Annotated in this window: 20 protein-coding genes; 9 read left to right on the top strand and 11 right to left on the bottom strand. The window is 66.5% G+C overall.

The features are described from left to right. Positions 1-9 precede the first annotated feature (9 nt). The 4 genes from tatA to pafA all read right to left on the bottom strand — a co-directional run bounded on the left by tatA (position 10) and on the right by pafA (position 3703). Positions 10-273: a Sec-independent protein translocase subunit TatA gene (tatA, locus tag CG716_RS25765; RefSeq protein WP_094484024.1), complete on the bottom strand. Its 264-nt coding sequence runs from the start codon at positions 271-273 to the stop codon at positions 10-12. A 65-nt stretch (positions 274-338) separates the two neighbouring features. Beyond that, complete coding sequence (locus CG716_RS25760) at positions 339-1310, bottom strand: helix-turn-helix transcriptional regulator (protein WP_094483979.1); 972 nt, start codon at positions 1308-1310, stop codon at positions 339-341. Next, positions 1307-2296, bottom strand: a complete 990-nt coding sequence (locus CG716_RS25755; protein ID WP_094483978.1) for a helix-turn-helix transcriptional regulator — start codon at positions 2294-2296, stop codon at positions 1307-1309. Before CG716_RS25755 ends, CG716_RS25760 begins: the two co-directional genes overlap by 4 nt. Before the next feature lie 48 nt (positions 2297-2344). Next, complete coding sequence (gene pafA, locus CG716_RS25750) at positions 2345-3703, bottom strand: Pup--protein ligase (protein WP_094483977.1); 1359 nt, start codon at positions 3701-3703, stop codon at positions 2345-2347. 117 nt (positions 3704-3820) lie between these two features. On the opposite strand from pafA, the gene CG716_RS25745 reads away from it, so the two are divergent. Together CG716_RS25745 and CG716_RS25740 are read left to right on the top strand one after the other, a co-directional pair. Next, positions 3821-4090 carry a DUF7162 family protein gene (locus CG716_RS25745; RefSeq protein WP_094483976.1) on the top strand — a complete coding sequence of 90 codons (270 nt, stop codon included), beginning with the start codon at positions 3821-3823 and terminating at the stop codon, positions 4088-4090. Continuing rightward, positions 4087-5796, top strand: coding sequence for an alpha/beta hydrolase (locus CG716_RS25740; RefSeq protein ID WP_094483975.1), 1710 nt, complete (start codon positions 4087-4089; stop codon positions 5794-5796). Before CG716_RS25745 ends, CG716_RS25740 begins: the two co-directional genes overlap by 4 nt. Positions 5797-5805: 9 nt before the next feature. On the opposite strand, the gene CG716_RS25735 is transcribed toward CG716_RS25740, so the two are convergent. The 5 genes from CG716_RS25735 to dop form a co-directional block, all read right to left on the bottom strand. Further along, entirely contained in the window at positions 5806-6687 is an 882-nt protein-coding gene (locus CG716_RS25735; RefSeq protein WP_094483974.1) for a chymotrypsin family serine protease, read from the bottom strand. Positions 6688-6735: 48 nt separating this feature from the next. Further along, entirely contained in the window at positions 6736-7518 is a 783-nt protein-coding gene (gene prcA, locus CG716_RS25730; protein WP_094483973.1) for a proteasome subunit alpha, read from the bottom strand. Then, complete coding sequence (gene prcB, locus CG716_RS25725; protein ID WP_094483972.1) at positions 7519-8397, bottom strand: proteasome subunit beta; 879 nt, start codon at positions 8395-8397, stop codon at positions 7519-7521. Next, the gene (locus CG716_RS25720; RefSeq protein WP_094483971.1) at positions 8394-8588 is read right to left on the bottom strand and encodes a ubiquitin-like protein Pup; all 195 of its coding nucleotides are present in this window, start codon (positions 8586-8588) and stop codon (positions 8394-8396) included. The genes prcB and CG716_RS25720 overlap by 4 nt, the downstream gene beginning before the upstream one ends. Before the next feature lie 104 nt (positions 8589-8692). Beyond that, entirely contained in the window at positions 8693-10201 is a 1509-nt protein-coding gene (gene dop / locus CG716_RS25715) for a depupylase/deamidase Dop (protein ID WP_094483970.1), read from the bottom strand. Between the two features lie 115 nt (positions 10202-10316). On the opposite strand from dop, the gene CG716_RS25710 reads away from it, so the two are divergent. Further along, positions 10317-11537, top strand: a complete 1221-nt coding sequence (locus CG716_RS25710; protein ID WP_094483969.1) for a hypothetical protein — start codon at positions 10317-10319, stop codon at positions 11535-11537. 20 nt (positions 11538-11557) lie between these two features. Further along, positions 11558-11962, top strand: coding sequence for a hypothetical protein (locus CG716_RS25705; protein ID WP_207760779.1), 405 nt, complete (start codon positions 11558-11560; stop codon positions 11960-11962). 160 nt (positions 11963-12122) lie between these two features. Here CG716_RS25705 and arc read toward each other — a convergent pair whose 3' ends face one another. Next, positions 12123-13934, bottom strand: a complete 1812-nt coding sequence (gene arc, locus CG716_RS25700; RefSeq protein ID WP_165774303.1) for a proteasome ATPase — start codon at positions 13932-13934, stop codon at positions 12123-12125. A gap of 147 nt (positions 13935-14081) precedes the next feature. Here arc and CG716_RS25695 point away from each other — a divergent pair, with 147 nt between their 5' ends. The 3 genes from CG716_RS25695 to CG716_RS25685 are packed head-to-tail and all read left to right on the top strand — an operon-like array spanning position 14082 to position 15472. After that, the gene (locus CG716_RS25695) at positions 14082-14573 is read left to right on the top strand and encodes an MTB12 family secreted protein (RefSeq protein ID WP_094483968.1); all 492 of its coding nucleotides are present in this window, start codon (positions 14082-14084) and stop codon (positions 14571-14573) included. Positions 14574-14587: 14 nt separating this feature from the next. After that, positions 14588-15178 (top strand): lipoprotein LppK, encoded by a 591-nt coding sequence (lppK, locus tag CG716_RS25690; protein ID WP_094483967.1) that lies wholly within the window; start codon positions 14588-14590, stop codon positions 15176-15178. Further along, entirely contained in the window at positions 15179-15472 is a 294-nt protein-coding gene (locus CG716_RS25685; protein ID WP_094483966.1) for a DUF503 domain-containing protein, read from the top strand. It begins immediately after the preceding gene. Here CG716_RS25685 and CG716_RS25680 read toward each other — a convergent pair. Beyond that, on the bottom strand, positions 15469-16329 hold the full coding sequence (locus CG716_RS25680) for a tRNA (adenine-N1)-methyltransferase (protein WP_094483965.1): 861 nt from the start codon (positions 16327-16329) through the stop codon (positions 15469-15471). The two genes, CG716_RS25685 and CG716_RS25680, sit on opposite strands and share 4 nt — an antisense overlap. A 77-nt stretch (positions 16330-16406) precedes the next feature. Here CG716_RS25680 and CG716_RS25675 point away from each other — a divergent pair, with 77 nt between their 5' ends. After that, complete coding sequence (locus CG716_RS25675; RefSeq protein ID WP_094483964.1) at positions 16407-17255, top strand: RecB family exonuclease; 849 nt, start codon at positions 16407-16409, stop codon at positions 17253-17255. A gap of 346 nt (positions 17256-17601) precedes the next feature. Next, a complete protein-coding gene (locus CG716_RS25670; RefSeq protein WP_094483963.1) occupies positions 17602-18645 on the top strand; it encodes an FkbM family methyltransferase in 1044 nt (347 codons plus the stop codon). Positions 18646-18974 lie beyond the last annotated feature (329 nt).

The following is an 18974-nucleotide window of genomic DNA, read 5'->3' as shown; positions in this document are numbered from 1 at the left end:
TCGGCGGGTTCAGGCCGGTTTGGCGTCGGTGTGGCTCTGGGCCGGCGGTGTGACCGGGGCCTCGACGCGCTCGGACTGAACCTGGGTGGGAGGCTGCGCAGGCGTGACAGGAGTGTCCGTCTTGCTCTCGCTCTGCAGCTCCTTGACCTCTGACTTGAAGATGCGCATCGACTTGCCCAACGAGCGGGCAGCGTCAGGCAACCTCTTCGACCCGAAGAGCAGCACGACCACGGCGATGAGAATCAGCCAGTGCCACGGTTGTAGAGCACCCAATTTGGTCACCTCCAGAAGTTGTCTCGATGCTACCCCACCAGCCCCGTGACGAGCGCGGATGCAGGTCAGCCAGCCAAGTCGCCGTAAGCCGCCAGCGCCGCCGCGGCGCCCTGGCGCACCCGGGTCACCAGCGATTCGGGCTCCAGCACCCGCACGTCGCCGCCGAATCCCAGCAGCAGCCGGGTCATCCACTCCTCCGACGCGTAGGTCATCACGGCCTTGTAGGTGCCGTCGGGCAACTCCTCGAGGATCCGCATCGGGTAGTACTCGAGCATCCACGACGCCGCCCGGGCCACCAGCAGCGTCGCGGCCGGCAGGGCGGGATCGGCGTCGAAAAGCGAGGTGTCCGGCGGGGCTTGGACGGCCGGTTCCGGCGGGACCGAGGCCTGGTCGAGCACGGTCGCCTCCACGATGCGGTCGAACCGGAACAGCCGCACCCCCTCTGCGTCGCGTGACCATGCGTTCAGATAGCTGTGATCGCCGACCAGCACCACCCGGATGGGGTCCACGACGCGGCTGGACAACTGGTCGCGCGACGCCGAGTAGTACTCGATCGACAGCGCGCGACCATCACGGACCGCCGCGCGCACGGCAGCGGCGGTGTCACTTTCGATGGGCGCCCGCTCCTCCACCGCGGCGACGGCGTGGGTGTGGTCGGGACTGACGGTGCCCGCCGCCGACTCGATCTTGGCGATCGCGGACAGCGCGGCCTGTGGATCGACGACCCCGGGGATGTCGATCAGCGCGCGCAACGCGACCAACAGGCCAGTGGCTTCCGGCGAGGTCAGCCGCAGCGGTTCGTCCATGCCCGCTGAGAACGTCACCTTGATGGTGTCGCCGGAGAATTCGAAGTCGATCAGATCGCCGGGGCCATAGCCCGGCAGACCGCACATCCACAGCTGATCGAGATCCTGCTGAAGCTGCTTGCGGGTCACGCCCAGGTCGGCGGCGGCCTCGGCGTAAGTGATGCTGGGGTTGGCCTTCAGGTACGGGACCATGTTCAGCAGCCGCACCAGCCGCGTCGACACGGGACTCATGCGCTCTCCCCCGCCTGCGCCCGCAGCCGGGCCAGCACGTCGTCGCGCAGTGCGGCCGGTTCCAGAACCAGCGCGTCGGCGCCATACCCCGCAACCTCGCGGGCGAGGCGGTCCCTGGTGCCGATGTCGAGTTCGATGATCTCCCCGGCACGTCCACCGATGGTGCGTGGGCCGGCCGCTCTGCCGTTGCGCCGCAACGACATCGCCCGCCCGTCAGCCACCCACACCGAGGCTTTCACGCCACTGGGTGTCTCACCGATGACCTGGTCCACGATCACCCGCAGGTCGACCCCGTCGGGGCGAATCACCGCTCCCGGCGGCCCCACGATTGTGATGTCGGCATCGATGCGGGACAACCGAAATGTCCTGGTGGCATTCCGATCCCGATCATGACCGACCAGGTACCAGCGGCCGCGATCGGTGACCACACCCCACGGTTCCACGGTGCGCACGGTGTACGGATCGGTGGGCAGGGAACGGTGCCGGAACTGTACTGCTTTACCAGAGTTGATGGCCGACAACAGGTTTCCCAGTACATCCTCGGATCCGCGCAGCCCCGGCGGCCCGGAGGCGGTAGTGATCGCGACGGCGGCATCCGGATCGACGTCGACACCGGCGGCCCGCAATTTCAGCAGGGCGCCCTGGGTCGCGGTGATCAGCTCGGGCGACTCCCACAGCTGGGTGGCGATCGCCACAGCGCCGGCTTCCTCGTCGGTGAGTTCGATGTCGGGCAGCGCGTAGGCGTCGCGGTTGATCCGGTATCCCTCGGTGGGGTCGAACGCCGAGACCCGGCCGGTCTCCAACGGGATGCCGAGATCGCGCAGTTCGTTCTTGTCGCGTTCGAACATCCGGGAGAACGCTTCATCACTGGGGCTGTCGGCGTAACCGGCGACGCTGGCCCGGATGCGTTCGGCGGTGATGTAGCCGTGCGTGGACAGCAGCGCGATGACGAGATTCATCAACCGCTCGACCTTGGATGTCGCCACTCGGAAGACCTTAGCCGGGATGGGCGCGCCGCTCGTGCGGCGCGCTCGTCACATGCTGGCGATAAGCCGCTTGACCCGCTCGTCCACCGAGCGGAACGGATCCTTGCACAGCACGGTGCGCTGCGCCTGGTCATTGAGCTTGAGGTGCACCCAGTCGACAGTGAAATCCCGGCCGGCTTCCTGCGCCGCGCTGATGAACTCGCCGCGAAGCTTGGCTCGGGTGGTCTGCGGCGGCGTGTCGACGGCGGCCTCGATCTCCTCGTCGGTGGTGATCCGGGTCGCCAGGCCCTTGCGCTGCAGCAGGTCGAACACGCCGCGGCCGCGCTTGATGTCGTGGTAGGCCAAGTCCAGCTGGCTGATCTTCGGGTCGGACAACTCCATGTTGTAGCGGTCCTGGTAGCGCTGGAACAGCTTGCGCTTGATCACCCAGTCGATCTCGGTGTCCACCTTCGCGAAGTCCTGGCTCTCGACGGCGTCCAGCTGGCGGCCCCACAGGTCGACCACCTGGTCGATCTGAGTGTTGGGCTCGCGAGTCTGCAGGTACTCCACGGCCCGCGCGTAGTACTCCCGTTGGATGTCCAGCGCGCTGGCCTGCCGTCCGCCGGCGAGCCGGACCGGCCGGCGCCCGGTCAGGTCGTGGCTGACTTCGCGGATGGCGCGGATCGGGTTGTCCAGCGAAAAGTCACGGAACGCCACACCGGCTTCGATCATCTCCAGCACCAGCGAGGCGGTGCCGACCTTGAGCATGGTCGAGGACTCGCACATATTGGAATCGCCGACGATCACGTGCAGCCGGCGGTATTTCTCGGCGTCGGCGTGCGGTTCGTCGCGGGTGTTGATGATCGGGCGGGAGCGGGTCGTCGCGCTGGACACCCCTTCCCAGATGTGTTCGGCGCGCTGCGACAGACAGAACGTGGCGGCCTTGGGCGTCTGCAACACCTTGCCGGCACCGCAGATCAGCTGGCGGGTGACCAGAAACGGGAGCAGCACGTCGGAGATCCGGGAGAATTCGCCTGCGCGCACGATCAGATAGTTCTCGTGGCAGCCGTAGGAGTTTCCGGCCGAATCGGTGTTGTTCTTGAACAGGTAGATGTCGCCGCCGATGCCCTCGTCGGCCAGGCGCTGTTCGGCGTCGATCAGCAGGTCTTCCAGCACCCGCTCACCCGCGCGGTCGTGCGTGACCAGCTGCACCAAGTTGTCGCACTCGGCGGTGGCGTACTCCGGGTGGCTACCCACGTCGAGATACAGGCGCGCGCCGTTGCGCAGGAACACGTTCGAGCTGCGGCCCCACGACACCACCCGGCGGAACAGATACCGGGCGACCTCGTCCGGACTGAGCCGACGATGGCCGTGGAACGTGCAGGTGACACCGAATTCGGTTTCGATGCCCATGATTCTCCGCTGCACGACACCGAGCCTACTGGTTCGTTTGCGCCCGTGGTGGCCAAGCGGCGCGCGAAACGCCTTCTTCGATCCCTGTGGATTGCCGAAAACCTCGAGTTTCCAGGCATGCCAGCATGAGCCGTGCCCGAGCCGGTCGTCGTCGATACCGCCACCCTGGCCGCGCTGCTGGACCGTTTGACCCGCACTGCCGCCGAACTTTCGGCCGTCCAGATTGCGCGTCTTGACGCGTTACCCGGTTCTGCGCTGGGCAGTTCAGATGCATCCCGCCGGGTCACCGCTGACGTGCGCCGACTCGGTACGGACGTACAAGAGTGGGTTTGCGTGGCGCGCCGATCGGTGGACGAACTGGCCGCTGCCGACGACGCCGCCGCGCGCCTCCGAATGTCATGACCACGCCGAGCGTCCCGCAGGTGCTCGCCTGGCGACCGGAGGCACTCACCGAACTGGCCACCGAATGGGACAACGCCGCGGGTCGATTGCAGGTCCAGGCCGACACGGTCGACGACGTGGTCAATGGCGGTACCAGCGTGTTCACCGGGTCGGCCGCCGACGTCGCCCGGAAGAAACTTGGTTCCACTGCCCGCGGTTTACGGCGGGTCTGCCGGGGACTGATCCTGGCCGCCGCGGAGGCGCGCGACGCCGCCGTCGTCATCGGTCGCGGCCGAGACCGGGTCTTGGCCGCGTTGGCCGAGGCGCGCAGCGAGGGCTGCCCAGTCGCCGACGACGGAACAGTGGGGCCCTCCCCCGAGCCGTCCGCGCTGCTCGTGATCTGCAGCGGCGGCGCCGAGCCGGCGGCGCGGCAGATGCTCGACGTGCGCGCCGCAGAGCTGACCCGGGAGCTGCAGGCCGCGCTTAACGGGGTCGGCACGGCCGACGCCGACGCCGCCAGGGCGATCGATGCGGCGTTCGGCGTCCGGCCTACGACGTCAACGGCGGTGCGGCCCGCCGCGCTGACCGGGGATCCGGTCACCGACTGGCCACACATGGGCCAGGACAGCATCGCCGCCCAGGTGGCCGCCATGCCGCAGACCGAGCGGCAGCGCCTGGTCGAGGAGCATCCCCGCGAGGCAGGCAACACCGACGGCGTTCCGTGGGATACGCGAATTGCGGCCAACCGCGTCAACATCGCCGCCGCGATCCTCGACGAGCGTCGCCGCCTCGATGTACCCGACGAGGTGAAGCTGCGCGCCGCCGTCGCCACGTTAACCGATCCGGGAGACGCCGAACGGCTTTGGGCGACACTGCATGCCGATCCGGCATTGCGGTCGGCGACCCTCGCCGCCACCGACCGCGACGCCCGTCACCGCATCGAGTACTACGAGAGCCTGCTCGCCGACGTCCCCGATCCACTGGACCGTAACCGTCGAGTGCCGCGACAGATCCTGGCGTTCGATCCCGAGCGGCACTCCTTCATCGAACTGTCCGGGGACCTCGACCAGGCGCACGCGCTGGCAGTATTGGTGCCCGGCCTCAACACGACGTTCGACGACGCGACCGACGACGTCGCAACCGCACGACGATTCGTCGCCGGCTCCGGCGGCGACGTGGCGATGATCACTTATCTCGGTGGGCCTTTCCCGACCGGTCGGCTGGCCGCCGGGATCGCCGCCGCCGCCGACCCTCGCTACGCCCTGCAGATGGCCCCGCGACTGGTCGCATTCAGCGAGGACGTCGAACGCCGCGCCGGTGCGATGCCGGTGACTTACCTGGGCCACTCCTACGGTGGGTCGGTCCTGGGCACCGCCGAGCGGTTCGGCCTGACCGCCGACCGGGTGGTCTACGTGGAGGCCGCCGGAGCCGGTGTGGGCGTGCAGAATTCGTCGGACTGGCACAACCGCAACCCCGCGGTGCTGCGATTCTCCATCACCGCGCCCGGTGATCCGATCGGTCTGGTCCAGGGCGTGCCGTTCGGCCCGCACGGCGCCGATCCCGACCGGATACCCGGGGTCATCCGGCTGGCCTCGGGACGCCGCCTCACCGGTGCGCCGATGGCGGGACCGTCGACGCACAGCGATGTACTCAACGAGCCGTCGGATGCCTGGCACAACATCCTGGCGGTCATCACGGGCGACCGCGAACATATTCGAACGAAATGAAACAACTTGCTAGCGGGGCAGATCCCGAGTCGTGAAGGGATGCCCACCGAAGGCTTCCATCGCCGCATACGTCGGTTCGAAGGATCCGATGCCGGTGTCGTCGTTGGCGCTCTTGTACGTGCCGACGATCGTGATCGTCCCGTTCGGGTTGTATGTGTAGGCTGCGGCGCCCGAATCACCATGGTCGCCCGGATATCCGTCGGACCGGTCGGACCGTATCGACACCACACATGTGCTGGACCCATTGTTCGGCACGCACTGCGTCGTCGCGCCGACCTCGACCACACGACCGCAGACTTCATGCATGGTCGCCGTGCGTTCGTTTTGCCCACTGTGGCAAACACGTTGTCCCACCGTGATATCGCCGGCGTCGGCGTAGTCGGTCGCGATCAGGCGGGTGCCGTCCGACAACTCGACCACCGGCGCCAGATTGTCGTCGACGGGGGCGACGATGGCGACGTCGACGTTGCCGGTCGTTTTCAGCACCCGAACCCGGGGGTTGGGCGGCATCGGGAAGTTGTCGGTCGCGTGGAAGTCCACATGGTCACTCTCCACCGCATCCGGGGTACTGGTGTCGCGGACCAGATGATCGACGGTCAAGTGGCCTATGACCGCACCGGAATCGTCAGCCCACCCGTAGCCGATAGTGCCCAACCCGCCCGCGCCGTCGGCGGCGAATCCGCCACTCACATAGGCCGACGCGTCAATGTCAGGTACCGGCACATTGGCAGGAACCGGCGACTCCACGGCTGGTGGATCGGCCTCGGCGACCGACGGCGTGGCCAGCGGGGGCTGCGCACTCGGCGCAGGCGGATCGGTTCGGCCCGCGCAACCGGCCAGCACGACGATAACCGCCGCTGCGGCCGCGGCCAGTTGTATCCGGCTACCCATGCTCGACGAAGAATCGTGCGGCCGGGCGGCACCGACGGCCGAGTTGGGTCAGGAGTCTTCTCCCGCGGCAGGCTCATCAGCAGGGGCTATCGCGGCTTTGGGCAAAAGCGCGTCCAGGGCCGGGCCGGTAATGCGCCGGAACGCCCGCCGCGGCCGACTGGCATCCAGGATGGCCACTTCGAGCGTGGCGGGGCCGAGCACGCGAGGCTCGGCGGGTGGCGTGCTGCTGCTGCTGCCGCCGCTGCCGGTGCCGTTGATGCCCGCCCTTAACGCCTCGACGGCGATCTGGACCGCGTCGCCCAGTGCGGCGTTCTCGGAATAGGACTCCTTGAGCGCGGTGATGATCGGCTCGGTGGTGCCGCCCATCACGACGAAATGTGGTTCGTCGGCGATCGAGCCGTCATAGGTGATGCGGTACAGCTCAGGGGCTTTCGTCTCGCCGTAGTGGGCGACCTCGGCCACACACAGCTCCACCTCGTAGGGCTTGGCCTGTTCGGTGAAGATCGTCCCCAGTGTCTGCGCGTAGACGTTGGCCAGCTGACGGCCTGTCACGTCGCGACGGTCGTAGGCGTAACCGCGAGTGTCGGCGAATTGGATACCGCCCCGACGCAGGTTGTCGAACTCATTGAACCGGCCGACGGCCGCGAAACCCACCCGGTCGTAGAGCTCACTGACCTTCTGCAGTGAGCGCGACGGGTTCTCCGCGACGAATAGCACCCCGGAGTCATAGGCGAGCACGACCACACTGCGACCCCGGGCAATACCCTTGCGTGCGAGCTCGGAACGCTCACGCATCGCCTGCTCAGGCGAGATGAAATATGGAAAACTCACTTAGTCCACCCGCGGTGCTTCGTTGCTGGGGCCGCTACCGGGCCCGAATGAATTTGCCCTGGAACGCTTTTCGATCACCTCACGCGCCAGTGCCGAAATCCGCTGCTCGGGCACGTCGGCCGCACCTTCGGCCTCGATGGTGACGGCGGTCGGGAAGATGCCGCGCACCAGATCCGGGCCGCCTGTCGCCGAGTCGTCGTCGGCGGCATCGTAGAGGGCCTCGACGGCTGCTCGAAGCGCCGAATCCGCGTCGGTGACACTGGAATAGAGCTTCTTGATCGACGATTTGGCGAAGATCGAACCGGAGCCGACCGACTGGTAGCCCTCTTCTTCGATGTTCCAGCCGCCGGCGGCATCGAACGAGACGATCCGTCCCGCCCCTACCGGGTTCGAATCGTCGAGGTCGTAACCGACCAGCAGCGGCAGTGCGACGAATCCCTGCAATGCCGCACCGAGATTGCCGCGCACCATGGTCGACAGGCGATTCACCTTGCCGGGGAACGTTAGCGGGACGCCCTCGACCTTCTCGTAGTGTTCCAGCTCCACCGCGTAGAGCCGGGCGAATTCAACGGCGATAGCCGCGGTGCCGGCAATGCCGGTGGCCGTGTAGTCGTCGGTGATGTACACCTTCTGCACGTCGCGGCCGGCGATCATGTTGCCCTGCGTCGAGCGACGATCACCGGCGATCAGGACCCCACCCGGGTACTTCAGCGCGACGATCGTGGTGCCGTGCGGCAGTGCATCACCGGGCAGCACACCGGTTGCGCCGGTGCTGGTCGGCAGCAACTGCGGGGCTTCTCGCCGCAGAAAATCGGAAAACGAGGAGAGATCGGTGAGGGGTGAACTGGTGGCCAGGCGATCAGAAAAGGGCCAGGTCACTGTCCGCCCTTTTGGACGTATGCGCGCACGAAGTCCTCGGCGTTCTCTTCCAGGACGTCATCGATCTCGTCCAGCAGATCGTCGGTCTCCTCGGCGAGCTTGTCGCGACGCTCCTGGCCACCGGCGCCGTTGTCGGAGACGTCATCGTCCTCGCCGCCGCCGCCACCGCGCTTGGTCTGCTCTTGAGCCATCGCTGCCTCCTGCTCGTTATCGGCGACTGTGTCGTGCCATTCGGCCGGGCCGCCGGTTCCTTCACACTACCGGTCGAGACCGGTATTGCCCCTTCTAACGAATGTCAGGTCGTGAGTTGTTCCACGAGTTGTGCTGCGCTGTCGACCGAATCGAGCAGGGCACCGACATGGGCTTTGCTGCCCCGCAGCGGCTCGAGTGTCGGAATCCGGACCAGCGAATCGCCGCCCAGATCGAAGATCACCGAGTCCCAGCTCGCCGCGGCGATGTCCGCCCCGAACCGGCGCAGGCATTCACCGCGGAAGTACGCCCTGGTGTCGGTGGGCGGGTTGTCGACAGCGTCGATCACCTGCTGCTCGGTGACCAGCCGTTTCATCGAGCCGCGCGCGACCAGCCGGTTGTACAGCCCTTTATCGAGCCGTACATCGGAGTACTGCAGGTCGACCAGGTGCAGACGCGGCGCTGACCAGCCCAGGTTCTCCCGCTGCCGGAAACCCTCAAGGAGCCGCAGCTTGGCCGGCCAGTCCAGCAGCTCCGCACACTCCATCGGATCACGTTCCAGCAGGTCAAGCACGTGCGCCCAGGTTTCGACCACAGCCGACGCACTCGGATCGGGATCGCGGGCGTCGACCAGTTTGGCCACCCGGTCCAGGTAGATGCGTTGCATGGCCAGCGCGGTCAGTTCGCGGCCGTCGGCCAGTGCCACCGTGGCCCGCAGGGACGGATCCCGGCTGATCACGTGCACTGCGTGCACGGGCCGGGCCAGTGCCAGATCCGAGAGGTCCAGGCCGTACTGGGCCCCTTCCTCGATGAGGTCCAGCACCAGTGAGGTGGTGCCCACCTTCAGGTAGGTCGAAGTCTCGGCGAGGTTGGCGTCGCCGATGATGACGTGCAGGCGGCGGTACTTGTCGGCGTCGGCGTGCGGCTCGTCACGGGTATTGATGATGCCGCGCTTGAGAGTCGTCTCCAGGCCGACCTCGACCTCGATGTAGTCGGCGCGCTGGCACAGCTGAAAGCCCGGTTCGTCGCCAGACGGCCCGATTCCGACCCGGCCCGAACCGGTCACCACCTGCCGGGACACCATGAAGGGCGTCAGGCCCGAGATCACTGCCGAGAACGGTGTCTGCCGGCTCATCAGGTAGTTCTCGTGCGACCCGTAGGACGCGCCCTTGCCGTCGACGTTGTTCTTGTACAGCTGCAGCTTCGCCGCGCCGGGGACGCTGGCCACGTGCCGGGCCGCGGCCTCCATCACGCGTTCACCAGCCTTGTCCCAGATCACCGCATCCAGCGGATCGGTGACCTCGGGAGCTGAATACTCCGGGTGGGCGTGGTCGACGTAGAGCCGGGCGCCGTTGGTCAGGATCATGTTGGCGGCGCCGACCTCGTCGGCGTCGACCACCGGCGGCGGCCCCGACGACCGGCTCAGATCGAATCCACGGGCGTCACGCAGCGGTGACTCCACCTCGTAATCCCACCGGGTGCGCTTGGCCCGCTGGATACCGGCGGCTGCGGCATAGGCCAGCACCGCCTGAGTCGAGGTCAGGATCGGATTGGCGGTCGGATCGGACGGCGAAGAGATGCCGTATTCGACCTCGGTTCCGATGATCCTTTGCATGGCCGCCAGCGTACGGGGCCTGGGCCTGTCCGCAGCGCGCGCCTCTCACGTGAACGGGGCCACTTCCCGCTAGGGTGACCTCACCCGACAGCCTCCACAGCGGAGCCGTGCAGCCATGACAACACCCGACCGCTACGCCGAAGAGCGTTGGTTTCTCGTTCGCGGGCTGCCGGCGGTAGTACGCCGCGGGGCGCTGTTGCGGCGGGTGTGGGGCCGCTCGGCGCCCGCGTTGGCCGGCCTGGCGGTAGTGGCCGCCAACTCCATTCTGGTGGTGGCGTTGTCGGGCAAGCACACCATCGACATCGACGGCCATCCGACGGTGACCGAAGGCTTCCTGTTGGCGCTGGTCGTCCTAGTGGTCCCGGTCGCGTCGCTGGCGGGCTGGCTGGTGTCCCGGATCGACACCCCGCTGAAGCGGGTCGTGGCCGCCAACGTGTGCCTGGTGGTGATCATCCTCGGCTGCATATTCGGTGGTCCCAGCCCGCGGGTGTTCGTGAATCTGGTGATGTCCCTGATCACCATCGGCGTCATCCTGGTGGCCACGGCCACCGGTGTCGGCTCGATCCTGGGCTGGGCAGCCCGCGACACCATGTCGAATCTCGCCCTGGCCAGCGGCATGTTCGTTCGGGCGCTACCGGTCGTGCTGCTCACATTCCTGGTGTTCTTCAACACCTACGTCTGGCTCATGGCGGCGATCGTCAGCCGCGAGCGACTGTGGCTGGCCATCAGCTTTCTGTTCCTGATCGCCTCGGCGTTCCTCATCTCGAGCACCATGGAGCGCGTCCGCCCGATCATCGAGGCGCCCGAACCCGCGCTGGACGACCAGGATCGCCTGGCCGCAACACCGTTCGCGGATATCGTCGACGAGCCGGGCGCCGACCCGCTGTCCAGAGGCGAACGCGCAAACGTGGTGTTCATCGTCGCGGCCTCGCAGGTGGGTCAGGTGCTGACCGTTGCGCTGGCCACCGGCGCGATCTTCCTGGTGCTCGGCCTGATCGTGGTCAGTCCGCCGCTGCTGGACTCGTGGACGCGCGGCGCAGGCAGAAACGACGGCCACATCCTCGGGATGATCCTGCCGATCCCCGACCCGCTGATTCAGACCACGATGATGCTGACGGCCATCACCTTCATGTATCTGGCGGCAAAAGCGGTGACCGACAAGGAGTACCGCTCGCAATTCCTCGATCCCCTGCTGGATGACCTGCGCCTCACGCTGGTGGCGCGGGACCGGTACCGCTCCGCAGCTTCCCGCTCAACGACTGCCCGGCCGAGCTCTGGGACAAGCTCGACGCCGAAGCGATCGCCAAGGAGAACGGCGCAGTCGCCGCCTTGTTGAACGGCCCGCGGCACTGGCTGATGAGCAGCATCGAGAAGGTGACCGATGGCCATCGCGACACCAAGACGTTCGGCGGCATCGAGATGATGCGGCAGGCCACCGTCAAGCTGTCGTCGATGAACCCGGCGCCCTACAGCGTCAATCGGGTGGACCGCAAAACGATCTTCAACTTCGACGCCGGCAGACCTGTTTTCGAGCTCGTCGATCCGCAGGGACAACGTTGGGTCATGCAGACCTACAGCCAGGGTGTGGATGCCGGCCTCAGCCTGGCCGGCCTGCCGGATCTGGCCGCGCGTCTAACGCTGCCGGAGGGCTGGCGCTACGAGACCCGCATCCTGGTCGAGCGATTGAGCGTGGACACCACCACCCGCGACGCGCACGTCACGCAGGACAATTTCGCAAATAGCTATTCTCTGGAGCTTTAGCCATTCCTAGTGGCGAACGACGGATGGCATGGACCGGCCGCCACCGCACTGGCGCTGGGCCAGCACATTTGCAGCGATATCGCCGCCGGCGTGCCCGGCGTCGAGCCGCGGGACGCAGCTCTGCGGACACTGACGCCGAGGGGACCTGAAGCCGGTACCGCTACAGGTACTGGCCCAGGTTCGACTCGGTGTCGATGGCCCGGCTGGCGCTTGAACTCTTGCCGGTGACCAGCGTGCGGATGTAAACGATCCGCTCGCCCTTCTTGCCCGAAATCCGAGCCCAGTCATCCGGATTGGTGGTGTTGGGCAAGTCCTCGTTCTCAGCGAACTCATCGACGATCGAGTCAAGCAGGTGCTGGATCCGCAGACCCCGCTGCCCGGTTTCCAGGACCGACTTGATCGCGTACTTCTTGGCCCGGTCGACGACGTTCTGAATCATGGCGCCGGAGTTGAAGTCCTTGAAGTACATAACTTCCTTGTCACCGTTGGCGTAGGTGACTTCCAGGAACCGGTTGTCGTCGATCTCGGCGTACATCCGGTCGACGACCTTCTCGATCATCGCCCTGATGCACTGCCCGCGATCACCGCCGAATTCGGCCAGATCGTCGGCGTTCACCGGCAGCTCTTCGGTGAGGTACTTGCTGAAGATGTCCAGTGCCGCTTCGGCATCCGGGCGTTCGATCTTGATCTTGACGTCCAGGCGGCCGGGCCGCAGGATCGCCGGATCGATCATGTCCTCGCGGTTCGAGGCACCGATCACGATGACGTTCTCCAGGCCCTCAACACCGTCGATCTCGGAGAGCAGCTGAGGCACGACCGTCGTCTCCACGTCAGAGCTCACGCCGGTGCCGCGGGTGCGAAAGATCGAGTCCATCTCGTCGAAGAACACGATCACGGGCGTTCCCTCGGAAGCCTTTTCGCGAGCGCGCTGGAAGATCAGGCGGATATGCCGCTCGGTCTCGCCGACGAATTTGTTCAGCAGCTCGGGGCCCTTGATATTGAGGAAGTATGACTTCGCCTCGCGGGCGTCGTCACCACGGACCTCAGCCATCTTCTTGGCCAGCGAATTCGCCACCGCCTTGGCGATCAGCGTCTTACCGCAGCCGGGCGGGCCATAGAGCAGCACGCCCTTGGGCGGCCGCAGCGCGTATTCGCGGTAGAGCTCCTTGTGCAGGAACGGCAGTTCGACGGCATCGCGGATCTGCTCGATCTGGCGGGTCAGGCCGCCGATGTCGCTGTAGGCGACGTCGGGCACCTCTTCCAGCACCAGGTCCTCGACCTCGGCCTTCGGGATACGTTCGAAGGCGTACCCGGCCTTGGTGTCGACCAGCAGCGAGTCGCCCGGCCGGAGTCTGCGGGGCCGCTGGTTCAGCTCCGCCTCGGACAGGCCGGCAGCGAGTTCCGGCGGCAGATCTTCCTGAGTCACCAGCGGCTCGGCCAGCCACACGATGCGTTCTTCGTCGGCATGCCCCACGACCAGCGCGCGATGACCGTCGGCGAGGATCTCGCGCAGCGTGCTGATTTCGCCGACGGATTCGAAGTTGCCGGCCTCGACCACCGTCAACGCCTCGTTGAGCCGAACCGTCTGGCCCTGCTTGAGCGACTTGACGTCGATGTTCGGCGAGCAGGTGAGCCGCATCTTGCGGCCGGAGGTGAACACGTCGACGGTGTCGTCCTCATGAGAGCCCAGCAGCACCCCGTACCCACTCGGCGGCTGACCCAGCCGGTCGACCTCTTCGCGCAGGGCGAGGAGTTGCTGACGAGCCTCTTTGAGGGTGTCCATCAGCTTGGCATTGCGCGCTGCGAGAGAGTCGATGCGCGCCTCGAGCTGATGCGCATCACGAGCGCTGCGTGCACCGCCTTGTCCCACTGCATTTTCCAGCTGCTCGCGAAGGACTGACGCCTCACGGCGCAGCTCTTCAAGCTCGGCAGCATCCTCGCTCGACAGTTGGGGGTCTTGTGCCTCACTCATGTTGCGCTCCTCTCCCACACCGAGAGTTGGTGCGGCGGATACCTCAACGCTACCGGCCCAACCACGATCATGTGCGTTCAGGGAATGTCGACACACTGGCAACACTGTTAATCTTTCTAATGAGTCGGGCCGAACGAGAGGACAGCCGTGACCTTGAAACTGCTAGCCACGGGCGTTGCCGCCGCCGCGATCGTCGGCGGCGCCGCCGCCGGTGTGACGTCGGTTGCATTTAGCTCGCCGGTGGCGCCGGCGGTGCAGCCCGTCGTCTTCGGCGCACCGATGCCGCAGACGCCGGCACCTGAGCTCCAAGGCCAGCTTGTCGCCACCCTCAACGGCCTTCAGGGGGGCGGATCGTTCTCTGGCTCCAAGGCCTCCTACATCGAGGGCGGGCTGGGGCGCATCGAGGGCATCACCGCTGACCGGGCGTTCAACAACGCCTCGGCCAAGGGGTTGTTCCCGCTGAGCTTCAATGTGGTCAACATCGACCAGGAAGGCCCGACGGCGACGGCCGATGTCACCGCGACCGCGGCCAACGGCCAAACCGCCACCCAGAACATTCAGTTCATCGCGGGCCCCAGCCCCACCGGCTGGCAGCTGACGAAGCAGTCGGCGCTTGCGCTGATGTCCGGCGCCAGCTGAGTCACTGCCACTGGATGCGTCATCCACTGTTCGGAGTCCTGAGCGCCGCCACAATCGTGGTGGCGCTCAGCCTCTCCGGGTGTTCTGACCACGACGAATCGAAGTCGGCTCAGAGCCCCTTCCAACAATCGTCAGCGGCGCCGGCACCGCCGGTACCCGCCGCGGCCACTCTGCCCACCCCCGATGCGTTGACCGACGTGCTCTACCGGCTCTCCGACCCGGCGGTCAAAGGCGCGGACAAGCTGCAGCTCGTCGAGTCCACGACGCCCGACGACGCCGCGACCATCGACAAGTTCGCGACCGCGCTGCGCGACGGGGGCTTCACCCCGCTGACGTTCACCGCCACCGAAATCCGCTGGTCAGACCGTCAGCCCGCCGATGCTCTGGCCTCGGTCAGTGTGAGTACGTCGAATCCGGCCAACCCCGGGGGCTTCACCTTCCCCATGGAGTTCCACCAGGACGGCGGCGGCTGGCAGCTATCCCGGGAAACCGCGAACATGCTGATGGCGTTCGGCAATGCCAGGGGCGGCAGCCCGACCAGCGCAGCCAGTCCCGCGAGCCCGGCGCCACCGCCTGGCCCGGCGAGCCCGACCCCGACACCCTGAATGTGGGTCGGCTGGCTCGAATTCGATGTCCTGCTCGGCGACGTCCACTCACTGAAGGAAAAGCGGGCGGTGGTGCGCCCTATCGTCGCCGAACTGCGACGCCGGTTCTCGATCTCGGCGGCCGAGACCGGCTCCACTGACCTGCATCGGCGGGCTGGTATCGGAGTGGCCGCGGTGGCCGGTGATCGCGCCCACGTTGTCGACGTGCTCGACGCCGCCGAACGGCTGGTGGCCGCGCGGCCCGAGATCGAGCTGCTGTCGGTGCGACGCGGGTTACAGCGCAGCGACGACTAGGGCGGCGCCAGACGTTTGCGCCGCAGCGGCGTCGGCGTGACAGTGCCCGGCGCCAGCCTGCGCGCCGACACCAGGAACGCGGTGTGACCACGCATGTTGTGCTGCGGACGCACCGCAAGGCCGACAACGTTCCAGCCGCGCTGGAGCGATTCCCAGGCCCTGGGTTCGGTCCAGCATTGCTGTTCGCGCAGCGTCTCAACAACCTTGGACAACTGGGTCACGGTCGCCACGTACACCATCAGCACGCCGCCGGGGATCAGCAATCGGGCAACGGTGTCGAGCACATCCCACGGGGACAGCATGTCCAGCACCACCCGATCGATCGAGGCCTCGGCAAGGTCGGAGTCGACGATGTCCCCGATGATCAGCCGCCAGTTGTCCGGCTCCTGTCCGAAGAACGTCTCCACGTTGCGCTTGGCGTGCACGGCGTGGTCGTCGCGCACCTCGTAGGAGATCACCTGCCCGGTGGGCCCGACGGCACGCAGCAGGGAGCACGTCAGCGCCCCCGAGCCGGCGCCGGCTTCAAGGACCCTGGCACCGGGGAAGATGTCGCCCTCGTGGACGATCTGGGCGGCGTCCTTGGGGTAGATGACCTGGGCGCCGCGCGGCATCGAGAGCACGTAGTCGATGAGCAGTGGCCGCAGCACCAGGAACGCGTCACCGCTCGTCGACTTGACCACACTGCCTTCCGGCTGGCCGATGACCGCGTCGTGCTCGATGGCTCCGCGATGGGTGTGGAACTCGCCGCCCGGGTTCAGCAGCATCGTGTAGTGGCGGCCCTTGGCGTCCGTGAGCTGCACGCGGTCGCCCACGACGAAGGGACCGGTCCTTCGCGGGGTGGCAACGTCGTCAGTCACAGCCGTTCAGCCTGCCATAGCGGACTCGCCGCCGGACGTGCCGTCTGGTTGTCGGCACACCGTCCTAGGCTGCTGACATGAGTGACGCCGGACCTGCGGATCGACCGCGGCCCGCGCTGTCACCCTCACGGGCCGCCGATTTCAAGCAGTGCCCGCTGCTGTACCGCTTCCGGGCGGTCGACCGGCTACCCGAGGCGCCCTCGACGGCTCAGCTGCGCGGCTCGGTGGTACACGCCGCCCTGGAGCAGCTCTATGGCATGCCGGCCGCCGACCGCGGTCCGGAGACCGCGTTGTCGCTGGTCGACCAAGCGTGGGAACGCGTTCTCGGCGAGCACCCCGACTTCGCCGAGGGCTTCACCGACCAGCAGCGCGGCCAGCTGCTGACCGAGGCGCGGGCCTTGCTGACCGGCTATTACCGGCTCGAAGACCCGACGAAGTTCGATCCGCAGAGTTGCGAGCAGCGCATCGAAGTGGAACTCGCCGACGGGACGCTGCTGCGCGGGTACATCGACCGGATCGACGTGGCCGGTACCGGCGAGCTTCGGGTCGTCGACTACAAGACAGGTAAGGCGCCGCCCGCGGCAAGGGCACTGGCAGAGTTCAAGGCGCTGTTCCAGATGAAGTTCTACGCCGTCGCGCTGCTGCGCTCCCGTGACGTGCTGGCGACCCGGTTGCGGCTCATCTACCTGGCCGACGGTCAGCTGCTGGACTACACGCCCGAGCTCGACGAATTGCTGCGGTTCGAGAAGACGTTGATGGCGATCTGGCGGGCAATCCAATCTGCGGGCGCCACCGGCGATTTCCGGCCCAACCCGTCACGGCTGTGCAGCTGGTGCAGTCACCAGTCGTTGTGCCCGGCTTACGGTGGCACGCCGCCGCCGTATCCTGGCTGGCCCGAAGAACTCGGCCGTGAGCCGGCCGCATGAGCGCCTCGAGCACGAACGAGTGTTACTAGGGGCTACTCGGCACTGACAGCCCAAACGATGCGGCAGCGTGCCGGCACCAGCGAAAGACCAAGCAGGCGAACCGCTATCACCATCACCGCGACCCCATCCCGGACGGTGCCCAGCCAAACCAGACCGGTCCGCAAGCGAAGGCCGTTGTGGCCGGATGGATGTCGCTCGTAGCCAACTGGCGGATTCCCATCAGGCTGGTCTGCGGGTCAAGCTTGGATCCGCGTTCGCCAGATCTGCCGGGAACACATCGATGACTACTGACTCCAGTACTGGCCGTCGCACACACGTTGATATTCAGGGACGGATACATATCTGAATGGTGTCTCCACACTTGGCCGTAGCCGACCCGTGGGAACGGAGTGTCGTTCTGCGCTTCGTCGTGACTTGCCTGCACTTCACGCGCGCCGCGGTCATGCGGCTGCGCACCTCCAAGCGCCGCGTCCCAGTGCTGGAGAAACTGATCCGCACCGCACTGTTCCTTCCGCTTTACATACCAGCCGCGCTTATCCTGAGAGGTGCTGCGCGCCTTAACATCTCGACGACTCTGCCTAGGTCGACGCAACTGGGGTTCGCGATGATGTGTCGGATTACCGACATGATCGGCGGTTACATCTGGATTTTCGGCGAGTGGGAGCCCGACCTGACCCGTTTCATCGCCAGCCGACTGCGCGACGGTGACGTCTTCATCGACGTCGGGGCGAACGTCGGCTACTACTCAATGCTGGCCGCACGGTCGGTGGGCGGCAGGGGCGCCGTGGTCGCGGTGGAGGCTTCCCCTGCGATGTTCGACGATCTGAGTGCCAACACCCAGGCCGACGCACTCGGTGATCGCGTCCGCCTGGTGAATAAAGCCGCGGCCGCGACATCCGGGACGGTGACGGTTTTCAGCGGCCCGAGCCACAACGTCGGCATGTCGACAACACTGCCCACCCGTGGTCTGCACGCCGAATCGACTGTCGAGGCCATGCCGCTCGACCAGATTCTGACCATCGATGAGATCGCGGCAACTCGGATCATCAAGATCGACGTCGAAGGCGCTGAGCCCGACGTGTTGGCCGGGATGAGCAACCTGATCGAATCGCTTCGCCCCGACGCCGAGATCGCCATCGAACTCTCCCCTCAATGGTGGCCCAACCCCGACGTAGAACCCATTGACGTGCTGCGCCCGTTCATCTCGGCCGGCTTCAACGTCTACAAGATGACTAACGACTATTCGCCGTGGCGATACCTGTGGCCGAACGACGTCAAGAACCCCACCCGCGTGCACGAGGACTACCTCACCAAGCGAGTCGCACGACTTGACCTCGTACTATCCCGCCACAACGGCGACTCCCTGGACATCGAAGCCCAACACCGCTGATACCGTCCCATAGCTCGCGCCCGAAAGCAGTTCCAAGGCAACACAACCCAGAGCCCACCCCACATCGCGCTCAGGGTCACCGGCAGCAACGTGCCGTAGACATCTTCGCGTGTCCGCGCCAGCGCGACACAACCAAGGACTAGCGACCCACTCCCCACGGCTTGCTGAGATCACCGTCCGGCGTAGGGCACAGCCCGCTAGACCACAGCCGAGCACCACTCATGTGTCGACGCCGCCCGAAACCGCACGCACGGGTCTGCTGCACGATCAGGTGACAGTTACGGTCACGCGGCCTGACTGGCCGGTGTGGTCATGATTGCTTCGTATTC

This window comes from Mycolicibacterium sphagni, from assembly GCF_002250655.1.
GTDB classification, from domain to species: domain Bacteria; phylum Actinomycetota; class Actinomycetes; order Mycobacteriales; family Mycobacteriaceae; genus Mycobacterium; species Mycobacterium sphagni.
This window is presented reverse-complemented; position numbering and strand designations above follow the sequence as displayed.

Excerpts from the sequence above, each read along its gene's own strand:
- CG716_RS25675 (WP_094483964.1), top strand. The coding sequence starts at position 16,407 with ATGAGTGACGCCGGACCTGCGGATCGACCGCGGCCCGCGCTGTCACCC.
- arc (WP_165774303.1), bottom strand. The coding sequence starts at position 13,934 with ATGAGTGAGGCACAAGACCCCCAACTGTCGAGCGAGGATGCTGCCGAG.
- CG716_RS25710 (WP_094483969.1), top strand. The coding sequence starts at position 10,317 with ATGACAACACCCGACCGCTACGCCGAAGAGCGTTGGTTTCTCGTTCGC.
- lppK (WP_094483967.1), top strand. The coding sequence starts at position 14,588 with ATGCGTCATCCACTGTTCGGAGTCCTGAGCGCCGCCACAATCGTGGTG.
- CG716_RS25685 (WP_094483966.1), top strand. The coding sequence starts at position 15,179 with ATGTGGGTCGGCTGGCTCGAATTCGATGTCCTGCTCGGCGACGTCCAC.
- CG716_RS25670 (WP_094483963.1), top strand. The coding sequence starts at position 17,602 with ATGGTGTCTCCACACTTGGCCGTAGCCGACCCGTGGGAACGGAGTGTC.
- CG716_RS25740 (WP_094483975.1), top strand. The coding sequence starts at position 4,087 with ATGACCACGCCGAGCGTCCCGCAGGTGCTCGCCTGGCGACCGGAGGCA.
- dop (WP_094483970.1), bottom strand. The coding sequence starts at position 10,201 with ATGCAAAGGATCATCGGAACCGAGGTCGAATACGGCATCTCTTCGCCG.
- CG716_RS25705 (WP_207760779.1), top strand. The coding sequence starts at position 11,558 with ATGAGCAGCATCGAGAAGGTGACCGATGGCCATCGCGACACCAAGACG.
- CG716_RS25760 (WP_094483979.1), bottom strand. The coding sequence starts at position 1,310 with ATGAGTCCCGTGTCGACGCGGCTGGTGCGGCTGCTGAACATGGTCCCG.
- CG716_RS25720 (WP_094483971.1), bottom strand. The coding sequence starts at position 8,588 with ATGGCTCAAGAGCAGACCAAGCGCGGTGGCGGCGGCGGCGAGGACGAT.
- CG716_RS25735 (WP_094483974.1), bottom strand. The coding sequence starts at position 6,687 with ATGGGTAGCCGGATACAACTGGCCGCGGCCGCAGCGGCGGTTATCGTC.